This is a genomic window from Mucilaginibacter sp. SJ (genome assembly GCF_028993635.1).
GTDB lineage: Bacteria > Bacteroidota > Bacteroidia > Sphingobacteriales > Sphingobacteriaceae > Mucilaginibacter.
This window is the reverse complement of record NZ_CP118631.1, coordinates 2,814,546-2,832,344: the sequence shown is the minus strand read 5'-3', so window position 1 is coordinate 2,832,344 and position 17,799 is coordinate 2,814,546. Positions and strand designations below refer to the sequence as shown.

Genomic DNA, 17,799 nt, shown 5'->3' with positions numbered 1-17,799 from the left:
TATACTATTGGTTTATGATCTCAACTACTTGTGCAATATCATCAATAATATAGGTAGGATTATAGGTTTCCAGCTCGGCACGGGTGAAAATGCCAGTGGTTACACCTATGGAGTACCTGCAGCCGGTGTTTTGCCCTTCGCGCACATCGACCTCGGTATCACCTACTTTAGCAACTTCCAGCGGATCAGTAATGCCGGCTTCTTCCATCATTTTCCGGATCATGAAAGGATGTGGGCGACCAAGTTCCACCTCATCTGAACCAACAACGTAATCAATCAGGCCTTTTTCATGCCATTGAAGGCGGTTAACAATGGTATCGGCTATATCGCGCGAGAAGCCGGTATTGATGCCCACTTTAACACCCTGTTCATGCAGTTTTGCAAATGTTTCCTCTACGTTTGGCAAGGGTTCAATACCCGGCTCAAACTGATAAAAGTTAATCATTTGCTGCACAAATTCTTTATGGATAGTGGTTACCAATCCGTCGGTAATAACTGATTGATCAGCCTCGTGTTCAGCAAGCATTTTGCGGATAGCGAGGGTTTTCTCATAGCCCATCAAAGGGTCTATTTTCTCCAGTTCAACCTCGTAACCAGACTTCTGCATGGCAGCCCTGAAAGCCTTGCTAACTTCATGATCATCTTTAACCGTAGTGCCGGCTATATCAAATACCACTAATTTTATGCTCATAATAACAAATATAATAGTTTAGCAATACTAAACTTTTTTTATTAAAATTAAACTAAATTAGTGTTAAAGTTGTGTGAAGTGGGGAGTCCGAAAGTCAGATGTCGGAAGTAAAAAGCATAGAAGCGGAAGGGTTGTAAGCTTTTTGCTCTATCCCCTTCTTCAACTTTCGGACTTTCCGGACTTCGGACTTCCGGACTGCCCCTCTATTTCTTCTCTTCAAAAAAATAGATTACCAGCATACTGGCCGTGGTATCGCTCATGTTTTTTGGGGTGTGGGGGATGCGCCCGTCAAAGAGCATGCTATCGCCCTGGTTAAGGGTTATGGTATCGTCATTAAACTGGTAAGCCACCTGCCCGGATAGGATATATTTATATTCAAATGCTTCGGTTTCAACAAGCGGACGAGTTGCATCGGGCTCAAGCTCCAGTATTACAATATCAACAGTACTTTGACTTATTGATTGGGTAAAAATGCGCTGATAATGAAAGCCCTCAGCATGTTCTTTTTCAAAATGATCGTACTCGTGTTTACGCTTTACTAAAACCGGGAGATGGTCGCTTTTTGAACGCATATCTTTAAAAAACTCGTTCAAATCTATCTCCAGTGCTTTAATAATATCTATCAGGACGATAAGGGATGGGATAGTGCGGCTATTTTCAATTTGGGATATCAGGCCTTTACTTACATTGGCCCTTATGGCAAGTTCCTGTACGGTTATGTTTTTTTCCCGGCGGCGTTCTTTTATCCGGTTACTGATCTGTATCAGTATGTCTTCTTCCATTTATAGCGGGTTATTTGGTGCGCAAAGTAATTAATCAGGCTATTTATCCAAAATGATTTTTTTGTTACGCTTTGAACAGTATAGTGTAAATGTTAACGGATGTTTATATAATATTGTTGTATTAATTAAGTTTCATAAACAATAGGTGAGTTTTGAAATTGTCTATCTTAATATAAGATGAGCCTGTTGTATTAAAAATTAATGTTAAATATGGGTTCTGATTAATATATTTCATGAATATTTAATAATTACCTAACCTGTATGCTGTTTATTTGCACCTAAAAATTTTAATAGCATGGCACCATCTCAATATAATCCGAAAGCTGTAGTTGAAGAAGTATTTTCTTTATACGAAAAATTTGGCGATGCCGATTATATCGGGGAGCCTGTTTCTCAACTGGAGCATATGTCGCAGGCAGCTTCACTTGCTGAGGCTGAAGGCTATGACGATGAGGTTGTACTTGCAGCTTTTTTCCATGATATAGGCCATCTTTGTGCCGATGCTGAAGAAGTAGAAAGTATGGATGGCATGGGCAATGTTGACCATGAGCGCCTGGGTGCCGATTACCTGTTGGAGCGTGGGTTTTCTGAAAGGGTTGCCAACCTGGTGCAGGGCCATGTAATTGCCAAAAGATACCTTACCTATAAATACCCCGAATACTATAATCGCCTGTCGGATGCCAGTAAAGCAACCCTCGAATTTCAGGGAGGCGTGATGACTGCGGCCGAAGCTGCAGAATTTGAATTAAACCAGGATGCCGAACTTATCATCAGGCTGCGCTACTGGGACGACATGGCCAAGGAAATGCATGTACCCGTAAATAACCTTAATCATTTAAAAGCTATTGCGCTGGTGCATCTGCAAGTGGTAAATGAATAATACTATATTAAGTTTTTGTGATTAATTTATAATCTGCCTGTTACAAAAATCACCTGCTTAACACAGGGTGAACATCAAGTTAAGTATAGCTTAATACTAAATTGGTTTACTAATAATAAACAAAGTTTAGTATTGCTGCATGAAAAATTTAACTATTTCACCCTTAAACTTTAGCAGATGAACAAGATTTACCAGAGATTAAAAATCGTAGTAACGGTTTTGTTATTTTGCGTAGCTCCATCTATTTTATTCGGACAAACCAAAATAAGCGGTACTGTTACCGATGACAAACACTTGCCGCTCCCTGGCGTAAGTGTAAGAATTAAAGAACAAAATAAAGGCACTGTTACCGATATTGATGGCCGTTATATAATAAACGCCAGCGCAGGTCAAACCCTCGTTTTTTCTTTTATTGGTTATACCTCGCAATCCGTTGTAGTAGCTGATAAACCAATTATAAACGTAAGCCTTACCGGCGATAATAAATCCCTTAATGAGGTTGTTGTAACTGCTCTTGGTATCAAAAAAGAAACCAGGCGAGTGGGCTATGCAATTCAAACAGTGCAAGGCGACGCGTTGACCACGGCTCGTGATCCTAACCCTGTTACAGGTTTAATAGGTAAAGTTGCAGGTGTATCGGTAGGCCCATCGGCCGAGTTATTGGGCAACCCTAACGTATTGATTAGGGGTAACCAGGTATCACTATATGTTGTTGATGGTTTCCCTATTAATACAGATACTTATAACATCAGTCCCGACGATATTGAAACCTATACAGTATTGAAAGGCCCGGCCGCCGCAGCCCTGTATGGCAGCCGCGCACAGTTTGGTGCTATTTTGATCACCACCAAAAATGGTGCTAAAAACAAGAAAGGCTTAACCATTGATATAAACAGCAGCACGGTATTAAACACAGGTTTCCTGGCATTTCCTCGTATACAAAGTTCATTTGGTCCGGGCGAAAATACTTTTTACCAGTTTGTAGATGGTAAAGGTGGTGCACCAGGCGGTGTAGACGGTGACTACGACGTTTGGGGGCCTTATTTTAACGGACAGCTTATTCCCCAGTATGACAGCCCTGTTGTTAACGGCGTTCGCCAGGGAACCCCGTGGGTTGCCCGTGGTAAAGACAACCTTAAGCGCTTTTTACAAGTTGGTAGCCAAACTAACAACAATGTTTCAATCGGCGCCGTTGGTGATAACTATGTAACCCGTTTTTCGGTGTCGCAGCAACATCAAACAAGTTATATCCCTTCGCAATATTTAAATATAGCTAACGCTAACCTTTACGCATCATTTACCCCTATTCCTAAATTAACCTTTGAGGGTAATATTGATTTTAACAGGCAGTCAACTGATAATTTCCCCGACGTTCAGTACGGTCCTAACAGTATCATCTATAATATAGCTGTTTGGACAGGCGCCGACTGGAATATCGACGCACCTGATATCAAAGGAATCTGGCAGCCAGGTAAAGTTGGTGTGCAATCGGTATTTGCCGAATATCAACGTTACCATAACCCATACCTGTTAACAAAAGAGTGGACTCGTGGTCATTACAAAAATGACGTTTACGGTTATTTAGGCGCTACTTATAAATTCAACGATAACTTGAATTTGAGGTTACGTTCACAAATTGATACCTATGACCTGTTACGTACCGAAAAACTTCCTTTCAGCGCCCACCCTTACGGTCGTGAAGGCAATCAGGGCGACTATCGCGAGGATCGCAGGAACTTATTTGATAACAATACGGAGTTGATCCTGAATTATAACTATACCATCAAGAAATTCTTAAATCTGTCTGGTTTAGTGGGTTCTAACTTACGTGAGATGTCATATAATTCAAACTGGACATCAACAGATTATTTGAACGTACCTGAGGTTTATGCCTTCAGCAACTCAAAAAACCCTATTCAGGCAACCAGCTTCAACGCGTCTGAAAGAGTATTCAGTATTTATGCTTCACTGGATATGTCATTTGGTAAATACGCTACCTTATCAGGTACTTACCGTCGTGACAGGTCAAGCGCTTTCCAAAACGCTACAACTTACACTTACCCGAGTGCTTCTTTGGCTACTGTAATTTCTGATTATGTTAAAATGCCTGAGTTTATTTCATTTTTGAAAGCTCGTGGTTCATACGCTAACGTAAAAGCAGATGCTTCAAGCTCAACTATAGGCCCGGCTCCATTCAGCTCAATCACTGCGTTTGGCGGCAGCACCGGTGCTTCGTTATTTAACAATCCGCTGGGGTATGGCTCAACCTATACATCTCCATATAACGGACCGGATTATTCTTTAAATACATCATATTCAACCAGCAAACCATACAATAATACAACTGCTGGTTATGCAACCAACTACTTATACATCAATAACATCAAAACATCAACCCGTGTTAACTACGAAGAAGGTTTTGATATCAAATTCCTGCAAAACCGTTTAGGGTTAAGCGCAACAGCTTTCCAATACATCGATGGTCCGCGAATTTTAGCTAACCCAATTTCTACAGCTTCAGGTTACAGCATCCTGTATCTGAACGCTCTGAAAACCAAAAGGTCAGGTTATGAAGGAACTATCGAAGGTACTCCTATCAAAAACCTGGGTGGATTTACCTGGAATGTGTTAGTAAACGTTGCTACCAATAAAGAGGTTTACAAAGAGTTACCTGCCGGTCAGGATACTTACAATACCTTCTTTAAAGTTGGCGACCGTACCGATAAATTATACGGATCAGCCTTTGTAAGAACTCCTGAAGGCCAGATCATCAACGATGCTGCCGGTAAGCCTTTAGTTAAACCGGTTGCTCAATACCTGGGTAACGAGAATGCTAAATATACCTGGGCTGTATCTAACAAATTGCGTTACAAAAACTTTACCATGGGTTTCCAGTTTGACGGTTCGGTTGGTGGTGTAATTATCGATTACATGCACAACAAAACCATGCGTGGTGGTGCAAACATTGAAACAGCTACCGGCGCCCTTGGCGACGCTCGTTACCAGGATTGGAAAAACTTTGGCGTAACCGGTTACAACGGTACTTATGTAGGTCAGGGCGTGGTAGTATCTAATGGTACCGCTATCAACTACGATTCAAAAACAGGTGCGGTGTTGAACTATAGCGCTCTGCAATATGCTCCTAACAAGCAAACTGCATTTGTACAGGATTATGTTAGTAAGTATTATAACGTTGACGAATCAAACCTGATGAGCAAAACCTTCAGCAAACTGCGTGAGGTGAGCTTTGGCTTTGATTTCCCTAAAGCCTGGTTGCAGAAAAGCTTTATACAAAAAATATCTGCATCACTTTATGGCCGTAACTTATTGTACTTCTACGGCGACAAACGCTTTAAAGACGTGGATCTTGATCAATACAACGGTGCCCAGGCACAAACCGTATTGCAATCACCAACAATTCGTAGCTACGGATTTAACCTGAATTTATCATTCTAATTAACAGATGGATATGAAAAAGATATTTTTAATTTACTTATTGCCGTTATTTATGATACTAACGGTAACGGGTTGCAAAAAAAGCTTCCAGGAGTTAACCGTTAACCCTAACGTACCTAACGCTGTACCGGCGTCGTTGCTTTTCAATGGCCTCTTAAACAGCATGGCCGATATGCCCGATGGCTCGGACGAAACTTATTCGCAGTACTACATCAATAACTACGATTATTACGGAAATAACCGGTATGATTTTGGCAGTGGCGACAATTATTACAACGCTTTAAAAAATGTTATGGCCATGGAAGATCAGGCCGTTAAAGGTGGGGCCAAAGCAGTTAACCCATATAGCGCTTTAGGTAAATTTTTCCGGGCTTATTTTTTTAGTAAAATGAGCATGGAAGAAGGAGATATTCCAATGACCCAAGCATTACAGGGTTTAACTAATCTTACCCCTGCTTATGATGCTCAAAAAACAGTAATGACCCAGTCATTAAGCTGGCTGGAGAGCGCCAATGCTGACCTTGCCACGTTAATTGCCTCAGGCGACAATACGCTTGCCGGTGATATTTACCTGAACAATAGCTTAACCGCCTGGCAAAAAGTGGTAAACGCATTCAGGATCAGGTTGCTTGTACAGTTAAGCAAAAAAACTGCTGATATAGACGTTGTAAATCAATTTGCTGCCATTTTGGGTAACCCAACAAAATACCCGCTAATGACCAGTGCGGCTGACAACCTGCAATATACCTTTGTTTCGCCAACTAACTATTACCCACAAACACCCGATAACTTTGGACAGAGCGGGTCGCGTAAAAACACCTCAGCTACTTACATAGGTCTGTTAACAAGCTTAAAAGATCCGCGCGTGTTTGTAACGGCTGAGCCTGCCCGGTACAATGTTGATAACCTGAAAGAAAGTCCAACCTCATTTTCATCATTTATCGGTGCCGATCCGGGCCTGGATTTAGGTGTGATGTATAACAATGCAGGCTTGCAGAAATATTCTTTCCTTAACAGGAAACGTTATTACTCAACTTATACCGGCGAACCTTCTATACAAATAGGTTACCCTGAGCTGATGTTTAACATAGCCGAAGGTATTAACAGAGGTTGGGCTACAGGCAATGCGGAGGATTATTATATCAAAGGAATACAAGCTTCGTTTGCTTTCTACAGTATCCCAACCGGTTCAGGTACTTTCACCGCTTATTTTTACCGCCCTGGTTCAACCAACGTAGCGGCTTTATCTAACTACGATACTTATACCATTAACGTTGATTGGGCTACCTACTATGCACAAACCGGTGTTAAATATACCACCGGTACAACTGGTTTAACTAAGATATTGCAGCAAAAATACCTGGCGTTGTTCCGTCACTCAGGTTTGGAATCATATTTCACATACCGTCGTACCGGCGTGCCAACCTTTACAACCGGGCCAGGTACAGGTAACGGTGGTCGTATAGCAACCCGTTTCCAGTATCCGCAGTCAGAGCGTACTTCAAATGCCGATAATTATAACAAGGCGTTAGTGAGTCAGTATGGCGGTAACGATGATATTAATGGTATCATGTACATACTTAAATAACCTCAGCTTATATGTTTTGATTAATCTGCGTAAAGGCCCCGCTAACCGGGGCCTTTATCATTAAATAAAAAAGCCATGAAAAAAGTTATCTTATTTGTATTATTCGCATTGTCGTTTTCGGCGTTATACGCCCAGCACAAAACGCAAAATGTAGTTATCGTCACTATCGATGGTTTACGCTGGCAGGAAGTTTTTCGTGGCGCCGATTCGGCCATCATCAATTCAAATGATACGCATGATAAGAATGAAGTGCGTAAAAACTTCTGGGCCGATGCCGCAGGCGATCGCCGGAAACTGCTGATGCCTTTCTTTTGGAGTACAGTAGTTGAAAAAGGGCAACTGTACGGGAACCGCGATTTGGGAAGCAAGGATGAAGTAGCTAACCCTTATCATTTTTCATACCCGGGATATAACGAAATATTTACAGGTTTCCCGGATAAGCGGATGAATACCAATGATGGGATCTATAACCCTAACATGAACGTGCTTGAGTTTCTGAACAAGCAAAAAGGTTTTGAAAACAAAGTTGCCGCATTTACATCATGGGAGCGCTTTTCGCAGATCCTGAACCCGAAACGTGCCGGTATTTTAGTTAACGCAGGTTTTATGCCCCTGGATGTTCCTGTCATGAACGATCGCCTGAAACATCTGAATGAGTTGCAGTTGGAAGCGCCACGTTATATCAGTGATTCAACCCGGATAGACTTCCTGACATTTGAGTTTGCCAAAAACTATATGATGCAATACAAGCCGCGTGCATTATATGTATCGTTTGATGAACCGGATGATATGGCTCACGGGGGTAACTATAAATTTTACCTTGATCGTATTAAACAGGAAGATGGCTTTATAAAACAACTTTGGGATTATATCCAGTCAGAACCTGCTTATAAAAACAAAACTACGTTGATCATCACCTGCGACCACGGCAGGGGAGATGAGCCAATGAAAAAATGGCATGATCACGGATCGGACGTAGTACATTCAGAGCAAACATGGTTTGCTGTTATAGGTCCGGACACCCCTGCTTCGGGCGAAATGAAGCTGGCCGAAACAACTTATCATAAGCAACTGGCTCAAACCATAGCCAATTTATTGGGCTTTGATTTTAAAGCTGTGGCAGGTCATGAAGTGGGTGATGCTATAGATAGTGTTACAGGTAAAAAATAAAATACGATGCGTTTTCAATTATTAACAATTTTGGGTTTACTATGGCTGCTGCCCGGTGATGGATGGCTGCCCAACCCGGCCCCGGTTTCGAGGCATAAGTTTATAGTCGCTGCTCATCGCGGTGATCACGTCATCTATCCGGAAAATACATTAGAGGCGTATAAGGAAGCCATAAAAAATGAGGCCGATTATGTAGAGATAGACTTGCGTACCACTAAAGATGGCGAATTGGTAAGCATGCATGACGGTAGTATTAACCGTATGACCGACGGCAAAGGCCAATTAAAAGATTTTACACTTGCCGAATTGCTGCAGTTAAAAGTTAAGAGCAAAGATACAGCAAGTAAACAGGCATTCCGGATCCCACCCTTTAAGCAGATCCTGCAATTGTGTAAAAACCGGATAGGGATCTATCTTGATTTTAAAGCTGCCGATCCTGAACAGGCTTATCAAATGATCAAGGAATATGGCATGGAAAAGCAGGTATTGGTTTATATCAACAGTGCTAATCAGTTTACAGGCTGGCGCAAGGCTGCCCCTAAAATGCCCTTAATGCTGAGCCTTCCGGATAGTGTTAAAAATACTACCGGTATGAAAAGTTTCATCGAACAGTATCATCCCGATATCCTTGACGGCTCATATAATCAATACACCAATGAGATGGTTGAATTGGCCGGCGAATATCATATCCCGGTTTGGCCGGATATCCAAAGTGCCGGTGAAGGGCCTGCAGATTGGAATAAGGCGCTTGCCGCAGGTTTGAAAGGTTTGCAAACTGATCATCCTGCAGCATTGGTGAAATTTTTGAAAGAGAAGGGATTGAGATAAACTGTCTGGATCAGAATTTTCAAAATGTTTGAATTTCAAAATTAACACAGCACATTTTGTACATTCTTAAATTCTGAAAATTCTGATCCCGATTATTCTTAACTTTCATTTAACACCACAAGCCTACCTTTGCCAACAAATAATAGCCTATGACCTCGCGCCGCGAATTTTTTGGCACTGCCTTAACAGGTGTAGCCGCTTTAAGTCTTTTACCTGCTGTTAACAGTTTTGCTGCCGAAGATAACCGGTATAACCGCAGTACCAATGCTAAACTTAAATTGAGGTTTGCTTTAGCCTCTGATATCCACTACGGTCAGCCGGATACTGATTTTCCTTTACATACCGGCAATATGATTAAATGGCTTAACGAGGACCATAGCAAAAATCACCTGGATTTTGTGATCGTTAACGGGGATTTGGTACATAACCGCCCGGATTTGCTCCCGGAGATCAAAACAAAATACCTTGATAAATTAAATGTACCCTACCATACCATCCCCGGCAATCATGATTTTGCGGATGCCATGGTTTGGAAGAATGCTTTTGGTTATGAAGATAAATACACGGTAGAGTTTGGTGATATAGGTTTCGTACTGGCCCACACCGCCGATACTAAAGGCATTTATACCTGTCCCAATAATGCATTCCTCAAAGCATCATTAGATAAGTTTGCCGATAAAAAGATTGTTTTTGTGATACTGCATATCCCGCCTACCAACTGGGTTAAGAATGATGTATTTGTTGATTGCCCGGAAACAATCCAATTGCTGCATGCTTATCCTAACGTTAAAGCTGTTTTTCACGGACACGATCATTTGTTAGATGGCGTACGCTATACCGATAAACTCCCGCATTTTTTTGATTCGCATATAGGCGGCGACTGGGGTACCGACTACAAAGGGTATCGTATTGTTGAAGTTGATGAGCAGAATGCTATTTATACCTACCAGGTAAACGCGAGCCAGAATCCGGTGTTAAACTCGGCGAAACTTTAATTAGTATATAGGATTTCGGAATTTCAATTTCGAATATTTCAGCTTGAGAATATTTTTAGCGCAAGTCTTGAGCGCATGGGTGTGAGCGTGGTTGACTTGTGCTGTATCGCTGAAATGTTTTGTATGGAGCAGAAGGCACAAGTTAGCCCTGCACCGACTACCGCACAAGACCTCATATCTTTGTTGAAGATAACGAACAGGACTAAGGGCAGCACTTTGACCGAGTCAATACTAAACACCGTTTATGGGATGTTGGGCGCAAGATAAATCTGTCTTTAGTTTCTTTTACCCAGCCAGAACAGTACTTAAGGAGATAGACATAGTTTATCATCCTGTATAAGGCTATGAGAAAAGGCCGTATAAGAGGTTCCTGTTTATATTTTACTTTTTAACAAAATCGCTTATGTTAAAGTATTCTCTTGGCATCGATATTTCTCAAAAAGATTTTCATGCCTGTCTCTCCGTTATTGATGCCAATCAACAAGTAAAAGTAAAAGCCAGCCACAAGTTTTCCAACCAGTCAACAGGGTATAAGGAATTGCTGGGGTGGATTAGTAATCACAGAAAGGAGTTAAACATTCCGCTATTTATTGTGATGGAAGCTACAGGGGTTTATTACGAGTCTTGTGCAATGTATTTGTTTAAGGCTGGATTTGAGCTTGCCGTAGTATTACCCAACAAAGCGAAAAAGTACATGCAGGCCCTGGGGCTTAAAACTAAGAATGACAAGATAGATGCCATCGGCCTTGCCCGTATGGGTGCCGAGCAATGCCTGGAATTATGGCAGCCTATGGATGATTTTTTTTATACGCTGCGCGCACTTACCCGCCATCATCAAAGTCTTCAGGAAGTGAAAACTAATATAAGCAATCAGTTGCATGCGGATGAACACAGCATTTACAGCAATAAAAAGGTAACAAAACAACTCAAAAAACTGATCTCGACTATAGAAAAAGAGATGTTGGAAATGAAACAGGAAATAGATAAGCAGGTTTTCAGTGATCCGGAAATTGCCAAGAAAGTAAAACATATAACCGATATAAAAGGGCTTGGTAATATAACCGTAGCAACAATCCTTGCAGAAACCAATGGCTTTACTTTATTCAGGTCTATTAGCCAATTGGTGAGTTTCTCTGGTTATGATGTGGTAGAAAATCAGTCAGGCAAGCGCACTGGTAAAACCAGAATCTCTAAAAAGGGTAACAGTCATATTCGGCGGGTATTACACTTACCTGCGTTTAACATGATCCGTTATGATGTTGGCAATTTCAGGAGTTTCTTTGATCGTATTCTTAAGCGGCATGGTCAGAAAATGAAAGCGTATGTTGCAGTCCAAAAGAAATTATTGGTACTTATTTATACATTATGGAAGAAAAATGAAGCTTTCAAAATTGATAAAGCTTCGACACAAAATATATCTGGAGAAAAGGAGACGGAGCCTTCTTTCGCTTAGCCCAGCGGGCTAAAATAAGTAGCCCGGCAAAAGCCAGGCTACACAAGATAGTCATCCGTCGACTGATCGCCGTATGCCTTCTTTCGCAAAGGCAAAGTTAAATGAAATATTATCGAAATAAACTTGTTTTTAATGACAGTACCTTGCGCCAGGGCCAGAGGAGCGTCAGCTAAGAGTACTAAACTCGGCTAAGCTTTAGTTTTTGATATCGGATTTCGGATTCCAATTTCGGATCTGTCCTGATAGTTATTTATTAACGCTCCACCGGATACTTTAACCCTATTTGCTCCCTCGCCTGATCTATCATAGCAATCATTTGTCTCGATAACTCATGTGGTAATACCGGGCTTTCCGTTTGGCCTTGCTTTATAAGCTCGCAAAAATGGATGATCTCATAATTTAATCCTCCGGCGATAAATGGTTCATCCAGTTCTATCGTGCGGCCATCAAGGTAGCTGATAGTTGCCTTTGCCGGGTTCCACCAGTTTTTGTGGATGGTTATGTGGCCTAATGTTCCTACTATCAGCGCATCGCCTTTGCCGTGCATATCAAAGCCGCAATACAATTGTGCATAGCCATTTTGATGCAGCGTTTGAAAAATGGCGAACATATCGATCCCGGTTTCACCAAACCTGCCCATGGTTTGGATGTCCTGCATGGGGCCAAGCCAGTCGAGCGCTAAAAAAGCTTCATAAATGGCAATACCCATCAGGCTGCCACCAACAAGCTCAAGATTATAATTTGGGTGACCGTGCGGACAATCGGCCACAGCAGAACCTGCTCTTACATAACCCACCGGGCCAATGGGGTCATTAACCAGGCATTCCTTCAGCTTACTGTATAGGGGAAAGAAGGGAGGCTTCATGCCTTCCATGAAAAGCAAGCCCGTTTGTTTAGCAACGGCAAGTACCTCGTCAAATTCGGTGAGGTTTACTGTTACCGGTTTTTCACAAAGCACATGCTTGCCTGCTTTAAGGGCAGCAATACTATAGGCTGCATGGCTATCGGGTAACGTAGCTATATAAACAGCGTCGATATCACTGGCAAGCAATTCTTCAATACTACGGCAAGCTTTACCGCCATATTGTGCAACAAAGGCATCAACGATTTCGGCTCGGCGGGAATAGGAGGCTACCAGTTCAACCTCCTCAACGGCAGCAAAGCCTTGCATAAACCTGTGTGCAATACGCCCGCATCCTATTATTCCCCATTTTATCATTTTTGTTAAAGTCTTAAGTCGTTAGTTTAAAGTTCTAAGTCTGTCACCGAAAATATAGCTTTAAAATAAAAAGTCCTGAGTAAATAATGTTTTATTATCTATTCAGGACTTTTCGGCTTAAGACTCTCGACTTAAAACTTCCGATTTATTGATATTGAATATAGATCGGATATGGTTTGTATCTTGATAAAACCTCCTCAGGAGTTAACATGTGGTGAGGTGGTTTTTTGATGTCGTTTTTGTAGAACAATTTAAAGCCTGTAAACTGTACCGGTTCCTGGTTAATGAAGTAACGGTAAGTACCGGTTTTCAGATCAGGTTCGCCCCAACCGTCCATATCCATTACCAATTGGATCTCGGGATGTAGCTTGATATTCTTATAGTTGGTTACCATCTTTTTAGTAAAGCGGTGAACTATCAGGATTTTTGGCGGCAGGCCATTTTTCTTAACAATTTTGGTCAGGTAGTCTGACACATAGTTAATATCCTCTGCATCATAAGTACCTATCTTTTTTCCTGGATGGGTTCCGTCTTTCATCGAAAACTCAGGGTCCATACCAAAATGTACCTGTGGTAATTCCAGGTATTTTTCAAGCAGTGGCAATTCTGCACGGATGTTGCTTAAAGCTACCTGCACATCCAAAAACACAATAGCATGGGCTTTTTTAGCCAGCACCAATACGCTGTCAATCTGTTTAAATGGCATACGGTAACGGAATTTACCATCTTTACCGCCATCGCCCTGGGCAACTACCGCAATGTAATGCAGTGCAGGCTGTACGGGGGTTTTAGGATCGGCCTTTTCCCAGTGTTTTACTTCACCCTTAAGTTTAGCAAGCATTTCGTTCGGTGGTAATTCGCCCAAAATGCCCATTCTTTTCGAATACAGGTTTCCGTAAAAGGCGACTACACGTTTAAATGGTAAAATGGCACCGCCTATAGGGTACGGGGTATTTTTAACAGGCCACCTGCCTGTAGTATCGCCATGCGCATTGAATTTCATCAACGAATCGTACAGCTTTTTATCAATAGGAGGATAGGTGGATTTTTTAACGCTTAAGGTATCTGCTGTTTCAGCCTGGGCCGAATCACCTTTAACTGCAGCGGCGGTTTTTTTACCGTCGGTTTTGGCATTGTTGCCATTTTGTGAGCAGCTGTTTAAAAGCAAAGCTGCCGATGCCACAATTGTAGCGGATAGTACAAGCGTTTTTAATTTCATTGTTTTAACGTTCAATATAATGCAGGTGTATGTAAGGCGTGTTTAATTAATTCAATTTCCAGCTACTTATAAGCAGCAATTGTGTTGGTTCGGTCGCCGCCAAAGATAGATATTGGAAATTAATTACTTTTAATTTTATGAAACTTTCCAAAAACTCCTAAAGGTAGTTTTGGCCCGGCTGTGGCCTGCAGGTAAAGCTCTCCAATTTCGAGGTTTTGCACCTGCGGGAACGAGCTTTTGATGAGGTTTTCAACTATTACGGAAGAGAAGCCAAGTGAGTAAGTATTCAGGATCAGGAAGTGCTCTTCAGGGTCGAGCAGTTGGGTTACATCACGCATCATTTCGGTGATATTATCTTCCAGTTTCCATTTTTCGCCGTTTGGCCCATTGCCGTAAGCTGGCGGATCGAGGATGATGCCGTTATATTTTTTACCGCGTTTTAGTTCGCGTTTAACAAATTTCAAAGCATCTTCAACAACCCAGCGTATATTGTTTAAACCCGAGATCTCCTGGTTTTCATTGGCCCAGGTTACTACTTGTTTTATAGAGTCAACGTGAGTGGTATCGGCACCTGCGGCCCTGGCAATTAATGAAGCGCCGCCTGTATAGGCAAACAGGTTAAGTACTTTGGGCTCGGGTGTTTTAAAGCGTTTTACATTTTGGCTGATATAGTCCCAGTTTACAGCCTGCTCCGGGAAGATACCCACATGTTTAAACGAGGTAAGCCCCAGTCTAAATTTAATAGCCGCTTCCTTGTTTTTATATTCGATGTGCCAGCGGTCGGGAGTTTTAGAATCTTTTTTCAACCACTCGCCTGTAGTTGCCGAACGGCCTTTAAACTTGATATGGTGTAAGCGCTGCCACTCAGAAGCGGGCAGGGTCTTGTTCCAAACCGCCTGTGGTTCGGGGCGGATAAGTATAGTGTTCCCAAAACGTTCCAGCTTTTCAAAGTCGCCGCAATCAATCAGTTCGTAATCTTTCCAGTGCGTTGGGGTAAGTAATTGGATCATTCTTATTCAGTTTGCAGTATGCTGTTGGCAGTTTGCATGCCCCAGTCAATAAATTGGTTGCAAATATAGTTATTATAAAAATACATGCAGATAACTCTGCACACACTGCTTACTGCCACTGAAAACTGCCAACTACAAAGTAGCTTTCGCTGCCCGCATAAACGGACTGGCAAATACAAAATCGTTGAGTTCTTTGTTGTCGGTTTTGGCTATCTCCTTGTTTGATCCTTCCCACCATTTTTTGCCCTGGTACAGGAAAATGATATTGTCGCCTATGCCCATCACCGAGTTCATATCATGGGTAACTACTACGGTGGTGATACTATACTCCTGTGTAAGTTCAGCGATTAATTCATCTATCAGGATAGACGTTAAAGGATCAAGCCCGGAGTTCGGCTCATCAACAAATAAATATTTGGGCTGCATGGAAATGGCGCGGGCAATACCCACACGCTTTTTCATACCACCCGATAATTCGGAGGGGTATAGTTTATTTTTACCGGCGAGGTTAACCCTTTCCAGGCAAAAGTTGGCACGGTCGAGTTTTTCGGCTTTTGATTGATTGGTGAACAAGTTAAGCGGAAACATAATATTTTGCTCAACTGTCATGGAGTCAAAGAGGGCGGAGTTTTGAAAAAGCATCCCTATTTGAGTACGGATAGGTACGCGTTGTTCAAAGTTCATGTCGGTAAAGTTTTCGCCGTCGAAAACCACCTTACCTTTTGTAGGTTCATGCAGACCAACAATACATTTCAGTAAAGTGGTTTTTCCTGATCCGGACCCGCCGATGATCAGATTATTTTTTCCGGCCTGGAAAGTTGCAGTGATCCCCTTCAAAACTTCGTTTTCGCCGAAGGTTTTATATACGTCTTGTATTTCGATCATAATAAGAGGCGTGAAATGATAAGGTCACAAAACAGGATCATGATACAGCTCCAAACAACTCCACGCGTTGCCGATTGCCCAACTTCAAGCGAGCCGCCGTTTACATAAAAGCCCTGGTACGAACAGATGGACGTGATAACGAAGCCGAAAAATATAGCTTTAACCGCACATACAGTAACAATAACCGGATTAAAGCCATCTGTTAAACCTGCAATATAATCAGTTGTTGATACATCATTTGATGCAAGGCAGGCTATATAGCCGCCGGTTAAACCCAGGCCGACAGATACAATGACCAGTAAGGGGATCATGGTTATGCCGGCAATAACTTTAGGAGAGATCAGGTAGCCCGGTGCATTTACACCCATAATCTCAAGGGCATCTATCTGCTCGGTAACCCGCATGGTGCCGATTTGCGAAGCCATGCTTGAGCCCACGCGACCTGCTAAAACCAATGCCGAAATGGTTGGGCTAAACTCCAGTATAGTTGAATCGCGGGTAATGCCGCCTACTATTGATTTTGGGATAAAATCGCTGATAAGCTGGAATGCTGTCTGGATAGTGGCTACCGCGCCGATAAACAGCGATATAATGGCAATAATACCCAGCGAGCCAATGCCCACCGAAACCATTTCACGCATGATCTCGCTCCAGTACACACTGAATTTTTCGGGCTTCCTGAAACTTAAACGCAGTAAGAGTATATATTTTCCTAAACTATGAAACATCTATATGTATAAAAATCGGTTAAAAATACGCTTTTTACCTTTAAGCCTAAATGGTCAGGTGTTAAAACAAGTCATTTTAAATTCAATTTATAAGCGTATCAATTACTATGCTTACGTAAATTGCGGGCATAAAGCTTCACTAACAATAAAAATTAATTTAACAATATGAAAAACGTACTCATCACCGGTTCAACTAAAGGCATGGGCCGCTCAATTGCAATTGCTTTTGCTAATGAAGGATTAAACGTGGCAATTTGTTCGCGGAATGAGCAAGAATTATTGAATTTTAAAGATGAGCTTGAACAATTTGATGCCGGGGTAAAAGTTTTCGCTATGAAGGCCGATGGCAGCAATAAAGCCGAACTGTTGAAATTTGCAGCTGCAGCGGAAGCTGAATTTGGCTTTATTGATGTTGTAGTAAATAATTTAGGGACGTTTATCCCCTCGAGCATACTGGACGATACCGATGATACCTTGCAGGTACAGATGAATACCAACCTGATGCCGGCCTATGAGTTGTACCGCTATTTTGGTAAAACCATGATAAAGGCACGTAAAGGCCACTTTTTTAATATATGTTCGGTAGCCGCCATAAATCCTGTACCACAAGCCGGTAGTTATAGTGTAACAAAGTATGCGCTGTTAGGTCTAACAAAAGTAATGAGGCTCGAGATGCAGGAGCATGGTGTAAAAGTTACCGCCGTAATACCGGGATCAACGTTAACGGATTCATGGAAAGACGCGGTGGTTGACCCAAATACCATGGTGCTGCCCGAAGACATAGCATCGGCAATCATCAATATTTACAGGATGAGCCCCGGCGCCAATGTCGACGAAATCATCATAAAACCTGCGCCGGGCCAGTTATGATAAATCAACTTAAAACATAAATAAA

The 17,799-nt window shown here is 42.0% G+C and carries 15 protein-coding genes; 8 read left to right on the top strand and 7 right to left on the bottom strand.

Annotated features, from left to right (window positions below; genetic code table 11):
* Positions 1-4: 4 nt before the first annotated feature.
* Together MusilaSJ_RS11370 and MusilaSJ_RS11365 are read right to left on the bottom strand one after the other, a co-directional pair.
* Positions 5-691 (bottom strand): HAD hydrolase-like protein, encoded by a 687-nt coding sequence (locus MusilaSJ_RS11370; RefSeq protein WP_274990052.1) that lies wholly within the window; start codon positions 689-691, stop codon positions 5-7.
* A 203-nt stretch (positions 692-894) separates the two neighbouring features.
* Entirely contained in the window at positions 895-1,473 is a 579-nt protein-coding gene (locus tag MusilaSJ_RS11365) for a helix-turn-helix domain-containing protein (RefSeq protein WP_274990051.1), read from the bottom strand.
* Between the two features lie 295 nt (positions 1,474-1,768).
* Between MusilaSJ_RS11365 and MusilaSJ_RS11360 the strand changes: the two genes are divergently transcribed.
* From MusilaSJ_RS11360 to MusilaSJ_RS11330, 7 genes are all read left to right on the top strand, one after another.
* The gene (locus MusilaSJ_RS11360) at positions 1,769-2,353 is read left to right on the top strand and encodes a phosphonate degradation HD-domain oxygenase (RefSeq protein ID WP_274990050.1); all 585 of its coding nucleotides are present in this window, start codon (positions 1,769-1,771) and stop codon (positions 2,351-2,353) included.
* A 177-nt stretch (positions 2,354-2,530) separates the two neighbouring features.
* Positions 2,531-5,809, top strand: coding sequence for a SusC/RagA family TonB-linked outer membrane protein (locus MusilaSJ_RS11355; RefSeq protein ID WP_274990049.1), 3,279 nt, complete (start codon positions 2,531-2,533; stop codon positions 5,807-5,809).
* Between the two features lie 13 nt (positions 5,810-5,822).
* A complete protein-coding gene (locus tag MusilaSJ_RS11350; protein WP_274990048.1) occupies positions 5,823-7,397 on the top strand; it encodes a SusD/RagB family nutrient-binding outer membrane lipoprotein in 1,575 nt (524 codons plus the stop codon).
* A gap of 75 nt (positions 7,398-7,472) precedes the next feature.
* Positions 7,473-8,567 carry an alkaline phosphatase family protein gene (locus tag MusilaSJ_RS11345; protein WP_274990047.1) on the top strand — a complete coding sequence of 365 codons (1,095 nt, stop codon included), beginning with the start codon at positions 7,473-7,475 and terminating at the stop codon, positions 8,565-8,567.
* A 6-nt stretch (positions 8,568-8,573) separates the two neighbouring features.
* A complete protein-coding gene (locus MusilaSJ_RS11340; protein ID WP_274990046.1) occupies positions 8,574-9,395 on the top strand; it encodes a glycerophosphodiester phosphodiesterase family protein in 822 nt (273 codons plus the stop codon).
* A 149-nt stretch (positions 9,396-9,544) separates the two neighbouring features.
* Positions 9,545-10,390, top strand: coding sequence for a metallophosphoesterase family protein (locus tag MusilaSJ_RS11335; RefSeq protein ID WP_274990045.1), 846 nt, complete (start codon positions 9,545-9,547; stop codon positions 10,388-10,390).
* 403 nt (positions 10,391-10,793) lie between these two features.
* Positions 10,794-11,843: an IS110 family RNA-guided transposase gene (locus MusilaSJ_RS11330; protein WP_274986023.1), complete on the top strand. Its 1,050-nt coding sequence runs from the start codon at positions 10,794-10,796 to the stop codon at positions 11,841-11,843.
* A 253-nt stretch (positions 11,844-12,096) separates the two neighbouring features.
* Here MusilaSJ_RS11330 and MusilaSJ_RS11325 read toward each other — a convergent pair whose 3' ends face one another.
* The 5 genes from MusilaSJ_RS11325 to MusilaSJ_RS11305 form a co-directional block, all read right to left on the bottom strand.
* Complete coding sequence (locus MusilaSJ_RS11325) at positions 12,097-13,062, bottom strand: Gfo/Idh/MocA family protein (RefSeq protein ID WP_274990044.1); 966 nt, start codon at positions 13,060-13,062, stop codon at positions 12,097-12,099.
* Positions 13,063-13,207: 145 nt separating this feature from the next.
* Complete coding sequence (locus MusilaSJ_RS11320; protein ID WP_274990043.1) at positions 13,208-14,281, bottom strand: hypothetical protein; 1,074 nt, start codon at positions 14,279-14,281, stop codon at positions 13,208-13,210.
* A 119-nt stretch (positions 14,282-14,400) separates the two neighbouring features.
* Positions 14,401-15,291, bottom strand: a complete 891-nt coding sequence (locus tag MusilaSJ_RS11315) for a class I SAM-dependent methyltransferase (RefSeq protein ID WP_274990042.1) — start codon at positions 15,289-15,291, stop codon at positions 14,401-14,403.
* A gap of 132 nt (positions 15,292-15,423) precedes the next feature.
* On the bottom strand, positions 15,424-16,176 hold the full coding sequence (locus MusilaSJ_RS11310; RefSeq protein WP_274990041.1) for an ABC transporter ATP-binding protein: 753 nt from the start codon (positions 16,174-16,176) through the stop codon (positions 15,424-15,426).
* Positions 16,173-16,904: an MlaE family ABC transporter permease gene (locus MusilaSJ_RS11305; protein ID WP_274990040.1), complete on the bottom strand. Its 732-nt coding sequence runs from the start codon at positions 16,902-16,904 to the stop codon at positions 16,173-16,175. Before MusilaSJ_RS11305 ends, MusilaSJ_RS11310 begins: the two co-directional genes overlap by 4 nt.
* Before the next feature lie 165 nt (positions 16,905-17,069).
* Between MusilaSJ_RS11305 and MusilaSJ_RS11300 the strand changes: the two genes are divergently transcribed.
* Positions 17,070-17,774 (top strand): SDR family oxidoreductase, encoded by a 705-nt coding sequence (locus tag MusilaSJ_RS11300; protein ID WP_274990039.1) that lies wholly within the window; start codon positions 17,070-17,072, stop codon positions 17,772-17,774.
* Positions 17,775-17,799: the final 25 nt, after the last annotated feature.